Genomic DNA, 16018 nt, shown 5'->3' with positions numbered 1-16018 from the left:
TTTGACGAGTGATCCGCGGCGGCAGATGCAGAGCAGCCAGCATAGCTCAGCCTGCCGTCAGCCCCCTGTAGCATGATGCGCCCATGAAACTTGCGCTGATCACCGACCTGCATGCCAATCGAGAAGCCCTGACGGCCGTGCTGGCCCATGCCCAGGCCCAGGGCTGCGACGGCCACGCTTTTCTGGGTGACTATGTCGGCTATGGCGGCGACCCCGGCTGGGTGCTGGACCGGGTGCGCGAACTGGTCGATCAGGGCGCGCCGGCGGTGATGGGCAACCACGACAGCGCGGTCGTCCATGGCGCGCTGCCGACCATGCGCGAGGATGCCCGCGCCGCTGCCGCCTGGACCCGCGAACAGCTGAGCACCGAGCAGCTGCGCTTCCTGGCCGAGCTGCCGATGACGGCCAGCCGGGGCGACTGCCTGTTCGTCCATGCCAATGCCTTCGCGCCCGAGGGCTTCGAATACATCCAGGGCCGTGCCGAGGCGATGCGCAGCCTGCAGGCCACCGACCGCGCCTACACTTTCTGCGGCCATATGCACGAGCCCATGCTCTACCACCTGTCGGGCACCGGCAAGGCCGGCGACTTCTGCCCGGTGCCGGGCGTCGAGATCCCGCTGCTGAGCCATCGCCAGTGGCTGATCATCCCGGGCTCCTGCGGCCAGCCGCGCGATGGCAATCCCGAGGCCTGCTATGCCTGCTTCGACACCGAGACCGGCCTGCTGAGCTTCCAGCGCGTGCCCTATGACGTCGAGGCCGCCGCCGCCCGCATCCGCAGCTCCGGCCTGCCCGAGGCCGTGGCCGAGCGCCTGGCCGCGCGGCTGAGCCAGGGCGAGTAGACCGATGAGCGACGGCGCTCCCCACAGCACGCAAGACCTGCCCCTGCCCGGCCCGCTGGTGCCAGGGCTGGTGCTCGATGGCTTCCGCCTGGACGAGCACCTGCACCAGGGCGGCATGGCCAATCTCTGGGCCGTGACCCGCGTCGAGCCCGGCGACGGCCTGCCGCTGATCATGAAGCTGCCACGCATCAAGGGCGGCGAGGACCCGGCCACCATCGTCGGCTTCGAGGTCGAGCAGATGCTGATGCCGGCATTGAAGGGCCCGCATGTGCCGCGTTACATCGCACGCGGCGACTGGACGCGCCAGGCCTATATCGTGATGGAGCGCATCGACGGCCCCTCGCTGCGGCCACGGCTGGACGATGCACCGCTGCCGCTGGACGAGGTGGTGGACATCGGCATCAAGGTGGCCACCGCCCTGCATGCCCTGCACCGCCAGCATGTGGTGCATCTGGACATCAAGCCCAGCAACATCATGTTCCGCCCGGACGGCGTGGCCGTGCTGGTGGATTTCGGCCTGTCGCGCCACAGCCAGCTGCCCGATCTGCTGGAAGAGGAGTTCGAGCTGCCCATGGGCACCGGCCCCTATATGTCGCCCGAGCAGGTGCAGTTCGTCCGCAACGACCCGCGCAGCGATCTGTTCGCGCTGGGCGTGATGCTCTACCACCTGGCCACCGGCGAGCGGCCCTTCGGCCAGCCCTCGTCGGTGCGTGGCCTGCGTCGGCGCCTGTACATCGATCCGGTGCCGCCGCGCGCGCTGCGCGCCGAGATCCCGCCCTGGCTGCAGGAACTGATCCTGCACTGCCTGGAGGTCAAGGCCGAGCGCCGCTACCAGAGCGCGGCCCAGCTCGCGCTGGATCTGCAGCGACCCGAGGGCATCGCGCTGACACGCCGCGCCGAGCGCCTGCAAACCAGCTCGGTGGTCAAGACCTTCAAGCGCTGGTTTTTTGCGCTGGGCGCCGAGCCCTCGCCTGCGGCCAGTGTTGACGAGCAGGTGGCGCGCAGTCCCATCATCATGGCGGCGGTCGACACCGAGGCCGCCACCCCCGCCCTGCTGGCCCAGTTGCAGGAGACGGTGCGGCGCCTGGTGCAGGCCGAGCCGGGTGCGCGGCTGGCCTGCGTCAGCGTGATGAAGACGGCCCGCATCGGCATGGACGAGCTGACCGACAAGGCCGGCCAGAGCCTGCATGTCAAACAGCTGATCGCCTTGAAGCACTGGGCCCGCCCGATCAGCCGCGCGCTGGCGCTGGAGGATGGGCGATTGACCTTCCATGTGCTGGAGGCGCCCGATGCGGCCCAGGCCCTGATCGAGTTCGCCGCCAAGGCCCGGGTCGACCATCTGGTGATGGGGGCCAGCGGCAGCTCGGCGCTGCGCCGCTATCTGGGCAGCGTCTCGGCCCAGGTGGTGGCCGAGGCGGAGTGCAGCGTGACGGTGGTGCGCGCCTCCTAAAATCGGGCCATGTCTGCGCCTCCCGCCAATCCCTGCATCGCCTGCGGCGCCTGCTGCGCCAGCTTCCGGGTCGATTTCGCCCGCGAAGAGCTGCAAAGCGAGGGCGGCTGCGTACCCGACGGGCTGGCGGTGGATCTCAACCCCAACCTCAGCCGCATGCGCGGCACCGATCATGCCCGGCCGCGCTGCGCGGCGCTGGTCGGCACGGTGGGCATCAAGGCCAGCTGCGGTATCTACGAATGGCGGCCCGGCCCCTGCCGCGAGTTCGGCCTGCGCGCACCGATGGGCATCGGCGACGAGGCCTGTGCGCGGGCGCGGGCCCGCCACGGCCTCGCGCCGCTGTAGCCACGCCCTCGGCCGCTACTGCACCAGTCTGACATTGCGCAGGCTCTCCAGCTTAGCCGCATACATCTGACGGTCCTTGACGGTGGCGCTGTTGTCGCGCGCCAGCGCCAGATGCTTGCGCGCTTCGCCGAGCTCGCCCAGGCCGTAGTTGGCCAGGGCCAGCCAGAAATGAAACTCGTGGAAATAGGCCGAGCGCTCGATCTCGCGGGTGAAGAGTTTCTTCGCGGCTTTGAAGTCGCCGGCCCGCATGGCCACCACGCCCTCGTCGAAGTACTTGAACGGCGGATTGGGCTGGATGTCGCGCAGCTTGGCGCTCAGCAGTTCGGCCTCCTCGCGCCGGCCCCTGTCCTTCAGCACCAGGATCAGATTGGACAGGGTCTGGGCATTGGCCGGTTCCTCGGCCAGGACGGTGCGAAACACCTGCTCGGCCCGCTCGGCATGGCCATGGCGGCGGTAGATCACGCCCAGCGTGTTGTAAGCGGCGATGAAGCGCGGATCCTGGGTCATCGCGCCACGCGCCCACCAGTAGGCCTCGTCGGTGCGGCCCTGCTGCAGCAGCTCGGCCGCGCGGTTGTTCATATACATCGCGATCACCGTGCTCTCATCGATCACACGGCTGCGCTGGCCGCGCAGCTGGTCGGCCGGCAGGAAGTCGATGACCAGCAGCTCGGCCTCGAAGGTCCGCGCGCTGCGCTCGTAGACGGGCCGGCCCAGGCTCAGATTGATGTGGCCGCTGAGGAAATAGAGATCACCGCTGCGGCTCCACAACTCCTCGACGTAGACGCTTTGGTAGCGCACCGGCAGGCCCAGCGCCTTGGCGAATGCCGAGGTCATCAGCACCAGGGACAGGCAGTTGCCGCGGCGCGCCTCGAAAGCCTCGGCGGCACTGCGGGTGATGCTGGCGTCGTACTCCAGCTGCAGCTTGCTCTTGTTGTAGAGCGCATCGATCAGGCCCTGGCGGCTGCCTTCGCGGCGGGCCTGCTGGGCGATCTCATGGTCCAGATAGCGTTGCATCTCGGGGCTGAGCTTGAACAGGGCCTCGGCGCCCAGCGAGGCAGGCGCCGGCGCGAACAAGGCATCGTCAAACAGGCGCTGCGGCTGCGGCGCGGGCGGCGCGCTGGCACAACCGGTCAGTGCAGCAAACCCGAGTGCGAGCCAGAGAACGGCCAGGGGTTTCATGGTGCTGTCTCCTGCGAACATGGCGCCGGCCAGCCTGTTGCGACCGCCGTGCGTCCCTTGTTCCAAAGCTAGCACCGAAACCCCTGGCTCGCCAGTGCGCAAAGCCGTGCCGATGCCCTCAATTCAGCACATAGACCAGGGCGGTGCGCGCCGGCACCGTGAAGCGCCCGGTTTCCGGCTCGAAGCCAGCTTGCTCGACTGGCCTCGTGTCGGCGGCCTGCGGTGCCAGATGCACCGGATGCAGCCGGTAGGCCAGACCGCGCGCATCCGGCAGGCTCAGGGTCTGAGCGGTGCTGCCGGTGTTGACGAAATAGATCAGCCGCTCGAAGCCGGCGCCGGCCAGGCCGCGGCCGTCCAGCTCACCCACCAGCAGCAGCGGGTTCTGCTGCGGCCCGGTGTTGTGGAAACGCAGCCTTTGCTGCACCGCCGCCGCCGTGGCCAGGCGGAACAGGCTGGAACTGGCGCGGATGCGCAGCAGGTCCAGAAAGGCATCGCGGGTCCAGCGGATCTGGGCCGGCTCGGGCTTGATCAGCGGGTTGTTCAGCACCGGGCGCAGCAGCGCGTAGTTCGCGCCGTTGTCGGCCTTGGGCGGCAGTCCGGTGCCGAAATAGTTGTCGCTCAGCGACCAGTCCAGGCGGTTGAACCAGTCGCCCGAGTCGTAGCTGTTGCGGTCCAGCGACTTGGAACGCAGGGTCTCGATGCCGGCATGGAAGTAAGGCACGCCCTGGCTGAAGGCGGTGACGGCCATGCCCAGCAGCTGCACGCGAGCCCGGTCCTCGCGCGAGGTCTGCTGCGGCAGCTTCAGCGCATTGATGTCGAACAGGGTCTGGTTGTCATGGTTGTCGGCGTAGTTGACCACCTCGCCCGGCGCCGAGGCATAGCCGGCCGGCTGGCCGGCGTAGTCGATCTGTTCCAGGCGCCGGCGCTCGCCGCCAAAGGTCTGCAGCTGATAGCCGCGCAGCGAGCCGGCCAGGCCGACCCGGACCAGGTCGGCGGCACGCAGCAAGTCTTCGCGCGTGGCCGCGCCGCCCAGCGCGTTCGGTTCATGGTGCAGGCCGTTGAGCCAGCCCTGGCGGCGTATCAGATCCTCGCCGCCGTCGGCCGCGCCGCCGCCGCGCAGCGCGTCGCGCGCCCGGTCGCTGAAGGTGGCGATGCCGCTGCCGTTGAGCGACAGCTGCGAGGCCTGGATAAAGCGCCGGCCATCTGCCACCTCGCCGAAGTTCCAGCCCTCGCCGATCAGCTGCACCGGCCGGCCCAGCTCGCGCCGCAGCCGCGCCTGCAGCCGCTCCATCGCGACGCGCGGCTGATGGCCCATCAGATCGAAGCGGAACGAAGCCATTTTGTACTCGCGCGCCCACAGCAGCACCGAGTCCTCCATCAGCTTGCCCATCATGCGGTGCTCGGTGGCGGTGTTGTCGCAGCAGGTCGAGCGCTCCACCTGGCCCTGGGCGTCGTAGCGCTGGTAGTAGCCGGGCACGATGCGGTCCAGCACCGATTTCTGATGCTGGCCGGCGGCGGCCGTGTGGTTGTAGACCACGTCCATGCCGACTCTCAAACCGGCTTCGCTCAGCGCCTGCACCATCTGGCGCAGCTCGACGATGCGGCGCGCGCCGTCCATCGCATCGCTGGCATAGCTGCCTTCGGGGGCGTTGTAGTGCAAGGGGTCGTAACCCCAGTTGAAGCAGTCGCGCTCGGCCAGTGCCATCACCGCCGCCTGCTGGGCCTCGCTGTCCGGCGCCGCCGCCGGCACCTGGGGCACGGCGCAGCCGGTCTCGGGAATCGTCGCGATATCGAACACCGGCAGCAGATGCACATCGGTCAGGCCGGCCTCGCTGAGCGCGCGCAGATGCTGCATGCCCAGCGAGCCGGCAACGGTGAAGGCCTGGTACTTGCCGCGCTGGGCTTCGGGCACCGAGGCGTCATTGATCGAGAAGTCGCGCACATGCAGCTCATAGATCACCATCTCGGTATTGCGCTTGACGCGATCCGGCAGCTGCAGCGCATCCCAGCCCGGCGGCTTCAAGGCCGGCGCGGCCAGATCGGCGATATAGCTGCGGCGCGAGTCGGCGCTCAGGCTGAGCGAGTAGGGATCGGTGACCCGGTTGCGCAGCCGGCCGACGCCGCGCACATGGGTCTCGACCAGATAGCTGTAGTAGCCGCCGCTCAGATCGGCGGGCAGGCTTAGCGACCAGATGCCGGTGGCGGCGTCGCGCCGCATCGGCAGGGCCTGCTGCGCCGCCGCCGCGGCGCCGGCGTAATGGCAGAGATGCACCGCGCGGGCCGTCGGCGCCCAGAGCTTGAAGCCGGTGCGGCGGCCGGCGACGACGCTCACCCCGAGATCCGGCACGGACTCGGCCCTGGCATAGAGATCGTCCAACGCCGCGGCGGCCTGCAGGCCGGTTGCCTGCAAGACCTGACCCCGCTCGTCCTCCTGAACCAGCAGCATCTGGCCGCGCAGCAGCTCCGGCAGGTGCGCCACCGCAGATTCGGGCACAGCCAGCAGCAGCCCCGGCCCCAGATGGCCGAAGCGTCCGGCCAGCGCCGGCGGCAGGGCTGCCGAGCGCGGCGTCAGCGGCACCACGCCATCGAAACCGCTGACCTGGTGGCCGGCTCTCGCGTCCAGCTGCCCGGCGGCCGAGTGATAGAGCTTGAAACGCCCGCTGGCCGTCAGCGCCGGCCACAGCAGCAGGCGCCGGTTCAACCAATGGCCGCGCGCATCCATGGCCGGCGCCGCAACGAGCAGCTGCTCGAAGCCCGGCGCATCACAGGCCGCGCGCAGCTCGGCGCTGTCGTCGGCCGCCTGCGCGGCCCCGGCCAGCAAGGCCAGCATCCCCGCCCACATCCCGATGCCGCATGCGGCCATGGCTTGCTTCTTGTATTTCATTTTCAAAATAGTAGCAAAACTACATCAACAACCCACTAGCGACTTTCACCAACAACTTCCAATCCATCGATGTTTCACCTATGCTGCCGCCAAACCAAATCGCTAGACAAGTAATTTAGCTACATCATCGAGACAATGATCAAAACCCTTATCCTGGCCGCTGCGATGGCCGGCAGCGCAGCCGCCGCCGACCTCGGCCCGGTGCCGGCCCGCGACCCCGGCAGCCGGCTGGCACCCGGCTGGCAGCATGGCGCCTTCATCGAGATCTTTGTGCGCGGCTACCAGGACAGCGATGGCGACGGCATCGGCGATCTGCGTGGCCTGACGGCGCGGCTGGACTATCTGCAGGACCTGGGCATCAAAGGCATCTGGCTGATGCCCATCACCGCCAGCGCCGACCGCGACCACGGCTATGCGACGACCGATTTCCGCGCGCTGGAGCCGCAGTACGGCAGTCTGGCCGATTTCGATGAGTTCCTCCGTCAAGCGCACCGGCGCGGCATCGGCGTCATCATCGACTATGTGATCAACCACAGCGCCGCCGCCCACCCGCTGTTCCAGCAGGCTCTGCAAAACCCGGCCAGCCCCTACCGCGACTGGTTTGTCTGGCAGCAAGAGTCCCCGAGCGGCTGGGACATCTGGGGCCAGAACCCCTGGACCACAACGCCGACCGGCAGCTATTTCGCCACCTTCGGCCCCGCGATGCCGGACTTCAATCTGAACAATCCCCAGGTCTGGGACTACCACCTGAACAGCCTGCGTTTCTGGCTCAATCGCGGCCTGGACGGTTTCCGGCTCGACGCCGTGCCGCATCTGGTCGAGACCGACGCCGTCGAATGGAATGACCAGCCCGAGAGCCGGCGCCTGACCAAGCAGCTGCAGGACCTGATCAAGCGCTACCGCCAGCGCCACGTCGTCTGCGAGGCCACCGCCAATCCGCAGGCCTATGCCGACCCGGCCATCTGCGGCAGCGCCTTCGCCTTCGGCCTGGAGCATCAGATCATCAAGGCCGCGCGCGGCGAGCCGGCCGCCATCCAGGCCGTGGCCGACTATTTCAGGACGGCGCCGCCGACCATGGCGACCATGCTGGCCAACCATGACATCTTCGCCGGCGCGCGCATCTGGGATCAGCTGGCCGGCGACGAGACCGCCTACAAGCTGGCCGCCGCCAGCTATCTGCTGATGCCCGGCACCCCCTTCATCTACTACGGCGAGGAGATCGGCATGGCCGGCATCCCCGGCCTGCCCGGCGACGAACCGCTGCGCGGCCCGATGAGCTGGCGCAGCGATGGCGGATTCAGCCGCGCTGAGCCCTATCGCCAAACCTCACCGAATGCCGCCAGCCACAACGCCGCCGCCCAGGCTGCCGACCCCGACTCCCTGCTGAATTTCTACAAAGCCATGCTGAGGCTGCGCAACACCCTGCCCGCCATCGCCCGCGGCAGTTACGAGGCCGCCCGGGTCGAGGGTCAGGTCTTGAGCTTCCGGCGCCGGCTGGGGCGAGAGCAGACCCTGGTCGTGATCAACTACGGCGCGCAGGCCGCGCCGACGCCGCACATGACCCTGCCGGCCCGGGCCAGGCTGCAGGCCGTTTATCCTCGCGGACAGACGCGGCTGCGCGCCGATGCGCAGGGCCGGCCGTCCATCCCGGCCCGATCGGTCGCCGTCTACCGCATCAAGCCATGAACATCCTCGCAAGCACTCTGGCCGCACTCGCCCTCGGCGCCAGCCTTCTGATGAACACAGCCCTCGCCCACACCCTCTCCCGCATCGAGCCGCCGTCCTGGTGGGTCGGCATGGCCGAACCCGGCCTGCAGCTGCTGGTGCATGGCGAGCGCATCGCCGAGTTGAACCCCAGGCTGCAGCCCTATGCCGGCGTCAGCCTGCGCAAGGTCCACCGGGTCAGCAGCCCCAACTACCTGTTCCTCGACCTGCAACTGGACGCGGCCGCCCGGGCCGGCGAGCTCGAACTGCACTTCGACAACGCTCAGGGCAAGACCGTGCTGACGCAGCGCTATCTGCTGCAGGCCCGCGAGCCCGGCTCGGCCCAGCGCCAAGGCTTCGGGCCCAAGGACGCGATCTATCTGGTGGTGCCGGACCGCTTTGCCCAGGGCGACCCTGGACTGACGGCCCGCGCGGGGATGCGGGAGGGGCTTGACCGCGCATCACCGGGCGGTCGGCATGGCGGTGACCTGAAGGGCTTGCGCCAGCATCTGGACTACATCGCCGGCATGGGCTTCACCCAGCTCTGGCCGACCCCGCTGAGCGAGAACAACAGCGCCGCCTACAGCTATCACGGCTATGCCGCGACCGACTTCTACCAGGTCGACCCGCGCTTCGGCAGCAATGCGGACTACCGCAGCCTGGTCGCCGAGGCACGCGCCAAGGGCCTGGGCGTGATCCAGGACATCGTGCTCAACCACATCGGGGGCCAGCACTGGTGGATGCGCGACCTGCCCGACCCCGACTGGCTCAACCAATGGCCGGCCTATACCGAGACCCATCACGCCCGCATCAGCCTGCTCGACCCCTACGCCGCCGCCAGCGACCGCAAGCGCTTCACCGACGGCTGGTTCACCACGACGATGCCGGACCTGAACCAGCGCCACCCGCTGCTGGCCAGCTACCTGACCCAGATGAGCTTGTGGTGGATCGAGTACGCCGGGCTCAGCGGCATCCGCACCGATACCTACAGCTATTCCGACAAGGACTTCCTGGCCGCCTGGTCGGCCCGGCTGATGCGCGAATACCCCCGGCTCAATATCGTCGGCGAGGAATGGAGCCCGCACTCGGCCATCGTGTCCTACTGGCAGCGCGGCAAGAAAAACCACGACGGCTATGTCTCGCAGACGCCCAGCATGATGGACTTCCCGCTGCATGGGGCACTGCTGGCCGGCCTCAGCGAACCCGAGGACCAGGGCGGCGGGCTGATCAAGCTCTACGAGGCCCTGGCCCATGACTTCGTCTACCCGGACCCGGCGAATCTGGTGCTGTTCGAGGGCAACCACGACACGCCGCGCCTGCATTCGTTGCTCAACGGCGAGCTGGCGCTGACCAAGATGGCCTGGGCCTATCTGGCCGTGACGCGGCGCATCCCGCAGTTCTTCTACGGCAGCGAGCTGCTGCTGCAAAGCCCGAAGCAGCGTGACGACGGCGTGGTGCGGGCCGACTTCCCCGGCGGCTGGGCGGGCGACAGCGTCAGCGGCTTCAGCGGCCAGGGACTCAGCGCGCAGCAGCGTCAGGCACAGGACTGGCTGCGCCGGCTGCTGAACTGGCGCAAGAGCTCGCAAGCCGTGCATGCCGGGCGGCTGATTCACTACACGCCCGAGCAGGGTTGCTATGTGCTGTTTCGCCAGCTGGGCACGCAAACCGTGATGCTGGTGCTGAACAAGAACGGCAGCGAGACCCAATTGGACACGCGGCGCTTCGGCGAGGTGCTGGGGCTTCCGGCCCATGGGATCGACGTGATGAGCGGCCAGCGCCACGAACTGGGGCAAAGCCTGACCCTTGCGGCGCGTTCGGCCCTCGTCCTGGACATCAGGTCATCAATCGCTCCAGCAGCCGCGCCACATGAACAGCCTCGCGCTGCGCGCCATCCTTGATCTGATGCCGGCAGCTGGTGCCATCGGCCACGACGATGGCCTCGGGCCGGGCGCGGATCGCAGGCAGCAGGCTCAGCTCGGCCATCTGCATCGACACCTCGTAGTGCCTGGCCTCGTAGCCGAAGCTGCCGGCCATGCCGCAGCAGCTGCTCTCGATCAGCTCCGGGCTCGCACCGGGAATCAGCCGCAGCACCTCGAGGATGGGAGTCACCGCGCCGAAGGCCTTCTGATGGCAATGTCCGTGCAGCAGGATGGGCGCCTCCGCAGACCTGAATTTCAGATCGAAGCGGCCGGCCCTGGCCTCGCGGGCGATGAACTCCTCGAACATCAGCGCCTGGGCGCCGACGACCTGGGCCGGTTCGCCCAGGCCCATCACCAGAGCCTCGTCGCGCAGGGTCAGCAGGCAGGAGGGCTCCAGGCCCACCACCGCGATGCCGGCGCTGGCCAGCGGCAGCAGCGCGGTGATCAGCGCACCCGCCCTGGCCTTGGCCTCATCGACCTGGCCGCTGGCCAGATAGGTGCGGCCGCAGCAGTGCTGGCCGCCGTCCTTGCTCACCTGGTGCAGGGTATAGCCGGCCGCCTTCAGCACGCGGGCGGCGGCCAGCGCGTTCTCGCTCTCGAAGCTGCCGTTGAAGGTGTCGACGAAGAGCACGGCTGCCTTCTCGCCCGCCGCCAAGGTGGCCTCAAGACTGGAGAACAGGCCCTCGTCCGGTGCGCGCCAGAAGGTGTCGCGGCGCCAGCGCGGCAGGCTGCGCTTGGCCGAGAAACCAAGTAGTTTTTCGGTCAGCCCCGGCAGGCGCAGATTGAAAAGCCAGGGCGCACGCGCCCCCCAGGCCGCGTAGTCGGGCAGCGCGGCGACCAGCCGGTCCTTCAGCGTCCGCCCATGCCTGGCCTTGTAGTGCGACAGGAACTCGATCTTCATCCGCGCCATGTCGACGCCGGTGGGGCAGTCGCGCTTGCAGCCCTTGCAGCCGACGCACAAGGCCATCGTCTCGGCCATCGCCTCGCCGGTGAAGGCGCCCTCGCCCAGCTGGCCCGACAGCGCCAGCCGCAGCGTGTTGGCGCGGCCGCGGGTCAGGTGTTGCTCGTCGCGGGTGACGCGGTAGCTGGGGCACATGGTGCCGGCGTCGAACTTGCGGCAGTGGCCATTGTTATTGCACATCTCGACCGCCTTGGCCAGGCCGCCGGTGCTGTCGCCGCCGCTGCCGGGCGCGGTCGTGGCCTCGGTGACCGGATCGTTCTGCACATTCCAGGCCGACCAGTCCAGCGCCGGCCTCAAGGTAATCGTGCGGTAGGGCTTGGGTGCCGAGGCCGGCGGGAAACGGAACAGCGCGCCCTCGTCCATCTTCGGCGGGTCGATGATCTTGCCGGGGTTGAACAGACCGGCCGGATCCATATGCTGCTTGATCGCGCGGAAGGCCTCATTGAGCTTGGGGCCGAACTGCCATTCAATCCACTCGCCGCGGCACAGGCCGTCGCCATGCTCGCCGCTGTAGGCGCCCTTGAACTTGCGCACCAGGGCCGAGGCCTCCTCGGCCATCGCCCGCATCTTCAGCGCGCCGTCGCGGCGCATGTCCAGGATGGGCCGCACATGCAGGGTGCCGACCGAGGCATGGGCATACCAGGTGCCGCGGCTGCCGTGACGCGCGAACACCTCGGTCAGCGCGTCGGTGTACTCGGCCAGATGCTGCAGCGGCACCGCGCAGTCCTCGATGAAGGACACCGGCTTGCCGTCGCCCTTCAGGCTCATCATGATGTTGAGCCCGGCCTTGCGCACCTCCCAGAGGTTTTTCTGCGGCGCCTCGTCGGCCATCTCCACCACCGTGCCCGGCAGGCCCAGCTCGCCCATCAGCTCGACCAGCTCGGCCAGCTGCCTCAGCAGGGGCGATTTCTGCGGGCCGGAGAACTCGACCAGCAGGATGGCTGCCGGACGGCCGATCAGCGCGGTCTCTATCGTCGGCCTGAAGGCCGGGTTGGCCAGGCTCAGCTCTATCATCGTGCGGTCGACCAGCTCGACCGCACTGGGGCCCAGCTTGACGATGTGCTGGGCCGCATCCATCGCCGCATGAAAGCTCTCGAAATTGACCACGCCCAGCACCTTGGCGCGCGGCAGCTCGGCCAGCTGCAGGCTCAGGCTGCGGGTGTAGGCCAGCGTGCCCTCCGAGCCGATCAGCAGATGGGCCAGGTTGACGCTGCCGTCGTCGGTATAGGGCCGCTCGTTCTGGCAGTCGAAGATGTCGAGGTTGTAGCCGCCGACGCGGCGCAGAACCTTGGGCCAGTGCTCGGCCAGCTCGGCGCGATGGCTCAGCGCCAGACCACGCACGAACTCGGCGATCCCGGCCGCACGGCCGGCGGCAAGACCTGACACCGGCCCGAAATCCACGAGCGAGCCATCGGACAGCCAGGCGCTGGCGCCGACCACGTTGTGCACCATATTGCCGTAGGCGATCGAGCGCGAGCCGCAGGAATTGTTGCCGGCCATGCCGCCCAAGGTGGCCTGGGCGCTGGTCGAGACATCGACCGGATACCAGAGCCCATGGGGCTTGAGCTGCGCATTCAGATGGTCCAGCACCAGGCCCGGTTCGACCGTGGCGCGGCGCTGCTCGACATCGACGTTCAGCACGCGGCGAAAGTGCTTGCTGTTGTCGATCACCAGGGCCGCGCCGGTGGTCTGGCCACACTGGCTGGTGCCGCCGCCGCGCGGCAGCACCGGGATCTTCAGCTCGCCGGCGATCGCGATCGCGGTGGCGATGTCGCGCTCGGTCCTGGGCACGAACACACCCAGCGGCATGATCTGGTAGATCGAGGCGTCGGTGGCATAGCGGCCACGCGAGCCGGCATCGAACTTCACCTCGCCCTCGGTCTCGCGGCGCAGGCGCTGCTCCATCAGCAGCACATCGCCGCTCATCGAGCGGCCTCGGCCGGATAGATAGCCCCGTCCCGCAGCAGGGCCAGCACCGCGTCGCGCTTGGCCAGCACATGCTGGATCAGCACCTCGCGCAGCCGGGCGCCATCGCGCGCGGCCAGCGCCTCGATCATCTGCTGGTGCTCGGCCAGCGCGCGCGCCCATTTGGCCTCGTCCTGGTTGGTGCGAAAGCGCAGCGACTGCACGCGGGCATTGATCGCGCGATAGGTCTGGGCCAGCACCGGGTTGCCGGCCGCCTCGTTGATCGCGCTGTGGATGCGGGCATTGAGCCGGTAGTAGCCGGACAGATCGCGCCGCGCATGGCAGGCCATCATCTCGAAATGCAGGGCGCGCAGCTCGGCGATCTCGGCCTCGGCAATGCGCTCGGCCGCCAGCGCGCCGGACAGGCCCTCCAGCTCGGCCAGCAGCTCGAAGCTGTGCATCACATCGGCCTCGGTCAGCTTGACCGCGACCGCGCCGCGGTTGGGCAAGAGGTCCACCAGCCCCTCGGCGGCCAGCAACTTGATGGCCTCGCGCAGCGGGGTGCGCGAGACCTGCAGCTGCTCGCTGAGCTCGCGCTCGTTGAGCTTGGCGCCCGGCGCGATCCGGCCTTCGACCAGCATGGTGCGCAGGCGCGCGGACACCTGCTCATGCAGGGCCAGGTGGGACATCTTGACGATCTCGGCCATGGCTGAAAACTCCTTCGCCATATTTTGCATGCAAATTTTTACCCCCAAGAAGCCAATGATTAAGGGTATTCCAAGGTGCAGCCCTTGTTTTTGCATGCAAAACTAGCCCAAGGCAAAGAACTCGGAAAGACCCCCATGCTCCAGCTCGACCACCACCCCACCGGCCGCCACTTCCTGCAGATCCCCGGCCCCAGCCCGGTGCCGGACCGCATCCTGCGCGCGATGAGCCTGCCCACCATCGACCATCGCGGCCCCGAGTTCGGCGCGCTGGGCCGGCAGCTGCTGGCCGACATCAAGCCCATCTTCAAGACCCGGCAGCCGGTCCTGATCTACCCGGCCTCGGGCACAGGCGCCTGGGAGGCGGCCCTGGTCAACACCCTGAGCCCCGGCGACGAGGTGCTGATGTACGAGACCGGCCACTTCGCCGCGCTATGGGCCAAGCTGGCGCTGCGGCTGGGGCTCAAGCCCGAGATCCTGGCCTGGGCCGGCGAGGACGAGCACCTGCCGCAGGCGCCGAGCTGGCGGCGCGGCGTGCAGGCCGAGCTGATCGAGGCGCGGCTGAAGAAGGACGTCGACAAGAAGATCAAGGCCGTCTGCGTCGTGCACAACGAGACCTCGACCGGCGTGACCTCGGACATCGCCGCGGTGCGCCGCGCCATCGACGCGGCCGGCCACCCGGCCCTGCTGCTGGTCGACACGATCTCGGGCCTGGCCAGCGCCGACTACCGGCATGACGAATGGGGTGTGGACGTGACGGTCAGCGGCTCGCAGAAAGGCCTGATGCTGCCGCCGGGCATCAGCTTCAACGTGCCCTCGGCGCGCGCGCTGGAGGCCGCCAGGAGCGCCCAGCTGCCCAAGGCCTACTGGGCCTGGGACGAGATGCTGGAGATGAACAAGGACGGCTACTGGCCCTCGACACCCAATACCAATCTGCTCTATGGCCTGCACGAGGCGCTGGAGATGCTGGCCGCCGAAGGGCTGGACGCGGTGTTCGCCCGCCACCAGCGCTGGGGCGCCGGCGTGCGCGCCGCAGTCACGGCCTGGGGCCTGCCCATCCAGTGCGCCGATCCGGCCGTCTACTCGCCGGTGCTGACCGGGGTCATCATGCCGGCGGGCGTCGATGCCGACGCGGTGCGCCGGCTGATCTACGAGCGCTTCGACATGTCGCTGGGCACCGGCCTGGGCAAGCTCAAGGGCCGCATGTTCCGCATCGGCCATCTGGGCGACAGCAATGACCTGACCCTGCTGGCCACGCTGGCCGGCTGCGAGATGGGGCTGAAGCTGGCCGGCGTCCGGCTCGCCGGCAGCGGCGTGCAAGCGGCGATGGATTATTTCGCCGCCCACGCGGCAGCCGCACTGAAGCGGGGCTGAGCATGGACGCTGATCTGGCCGCCCTGCTGACCCAGGCCTGGATGGACGGGCCGGTCGCGCTGCCGCTCGAACTGACACCTCTCGACGCCGCCTCGTCATACACGGTGCAAGACCTGACCCTGCTGCTGCGCGGCCAGCAGGCAGCGGGCTGGAAGGTCGGGGCCAAGGGCGCCGACGGCCCGGCCCAGGGCGCACCGCTGCCGCAGGTGCTGCTCAGTCCGGCACGCCTGCAGCCGGCCCGCTTCGGCCGCTTTATGGGCCTGGAGCTGGAGATCGCGTTCCGGATCGGCCGCGAGTTCCCGGTGCGTCCGCAGCCCTATGGCCTCGAGGAAGCGCTGGCCGGCGTCGACGGCGTCTGTGCCGCCATCGAGCTGGTCGCCAGCCGCCTGCGCCCCCATGGCGACAACAAGCCGCTGGCACCGCTGGCCCAGCTGGCCGATCTGCAGAACCACGGCGCGCTGGTCGCCGGCGCCTGTGTGCCCTATGACCCGGCCTTCCCATTCATTGCGCCCGCACTGAGCTGGCAGTTCGACGGCCGCGACATCGCCCCGACTCTGCCCGCCAACCCGGCCGGCGATCCGCGCCGCCTGCTGGTCTGGGTGCTCAATCATTGCCGTGAGCGCGGCCAGGCCGTCCCGCCCGGCACGCTGATCACCACCGGCACCTATACCGGTGCCTATCTGCCCGAAGGCCCCGGCGAGGCACTGGGGCAGATCGCCGGCCTGCCCCCGGTGCGTTTGGTGCTGGTTTGATG

General features: G+C 68.8%; 11 protein-coding genes. 7 read left to right on the top strand and 4 right to left on the bottom strand.

The window, feature by feature from the left end; all coding sequences use genetic code 11:
- Positions 1–83: 83 nt before the first annotated feature.
- Genes PO768_RS02440 through PO768_RS02430 form a run of 3 tightly spaced genes read left to right on the top strand, consistent with a single transcriptional unit; the run spans position 84 to position 2634 of the window.
- Positions 84–839 (top strand): metallophosphoesterase family protein, encoded by a 756-nt coding sequence (locus PO768_RS02440; protein WP_137942366.1) that lies wholly within the window; start codon positions 84–86, stop codon positions 837–839.
- A 4-nt stretch (positions 840–843) separates the two neighbouring features.
- Positions 844–2289, top strand: coding sequence for a serine/threonine protein kinase (locus PO768_RS02435; protein WP_272644749.1), 1446 nt, complete (start codon positions 844–846; stop codon positions 2287–2289).
- A 9-nt stretch (positions 2290–2298) separates the two neighbouring features.
- Positions 2299–2634: a YkgJ family cysteine cluster protein gene (locus PO768_RS02430; RefSeq protein ID WP_272644748.1), complete on the top strand. Its 336-nt coding sequence runs from the start codon at positions 2299–2301 to the stop codon at positions 2632–2634.
- Between the two features lie 15 nt (positions 2635–2649).
- Here the strand turns inward: PO768_RS02430 and PO768_RS02425 are convergent, their stop codons facing one another.
- Entirely contained in the window at positions 2650–3813 is a 1164-nt protein-coding gene (locus PO768_RS02425) for a tetratricopeptide repeat protein (protein ID WP_171018204.1), read from the bottom strand.
- Positions 3814–3931: 118 nt separating this feature from the next.
- Positions 3932–6697, bottom strand: coding sequence for a pullulanase-type alpha-1,6-glucosidase (gene pulA / locus PO768_RS02420; RefSeq protein WP_272644747.1), 2766 nt, complete (start codon positions 6695–6697; stop codon positions 3932–3934).
- A 135-nt stretch (positions 6698–6832) separates the two neighbouring features.
- Between pulA and PO768_RS02415 the strand changes: the two genes are divergently transcribed.
- Together PO768_RS02415 and PO768_RS02410 are read left to right on the top strand one after the other, a co-directional pair.
- Positions 6833–8383, top strand: a complete 1551-nt coding sequence (locus PO768_RS02415) for an alpha-amylase family glycosyl hydrolase (RefSeq protein WP_272644746.1) — start codon at positions 6833–6835, stop codon at positions 8381–8383.
- A gap of 50 nt (positions 8384–8433) precedes the next feature.
- Complete coding sequence (locus PO768_RS02410) at positions 8434–10299, top strand: glycoside hydrolase family 13 protein (protein ID WP_272644745.1); 1866 nt, start codon at positions 8434–8436, stop codon at positions 10297–10299.
- Here the strand turns inward: PO768_RS02410 and PO768_RS02405 are convergent.
- Both PO768_RS02405 and PO768_RS02400 read right to left on the bottom strand, forming a co-directional pair.
- The gene (locus PO768_RS02405; protein ID WP_272644744.1) at positions 10235–13207 is read right to left on the bottom strand and encodes an FAD-binding and (Fe-S)-binding domain-containing protein; all 2973 of its coding nucleotides are present in this window, start codon (positions 13205–13207) and stop codon (positions 10235–10237) included. The genes PO768_RS02410 and PO768_RS02405 overlap by 65 nt on opposite strands.
- Positions 13204–13893, bottom strand: a complete 690-nt coding sequence (locus PO768_RS02400) for a GntR family transcriptional regulator (protein WP_262968046.1) — start codon at positions 13891–13893, stop codon at positions 13204–13206. The genes PO768_RS02405 and PO768_RS02400 overlap by 4 nt, the downstream gene beginning before the upstream one ends.
- Positions 13894–14028: 135 nt before the next feature.
- On the opposite strand from PO768_RS02400, the gene PO768_RS02395 reads away from it, so the two are divergent.
- A complete protein-coding gene (locus PO768_RS02395) occupies positions 14029–15264 on the top strand; it encodes a pyridoxal-phosphate-dependent aminotransferase family protein (RefSeq protein ID WP_272644743.1) in 1236 nt (411 codons plus the stop codon).
- A gap of 2 nt (positions 15265–15266) precedes the next feature.
- Entirely contained in the window at positions 15267–16016 is a 750-nt protein-coding gene (locus tag PO768_RS02390; protein WP_272644742.1) for a fumarylacetoacetate hydrolase family protein, read from the top strand.
- Positions 16017–16018 lie beyond the last annotated feature (2 nt).

The sequence above is a fragment of the Paucibacter sp. XJ19-41 genome (assembly GCF_028462495.1).
In the GTDB taxonomy this organism is placed as follows: domain Bacteria; phylum Pseudomonadota; class Gammaproteobacteria; order Burkholderiales; family Burkholderiaceae_C; genus Roseateles_E.
The sequence above is the reverse complement of the archived record's forward strand: the minus strand, read 5'-3'. Positions and strand labels throughout refer to the sequence as shown.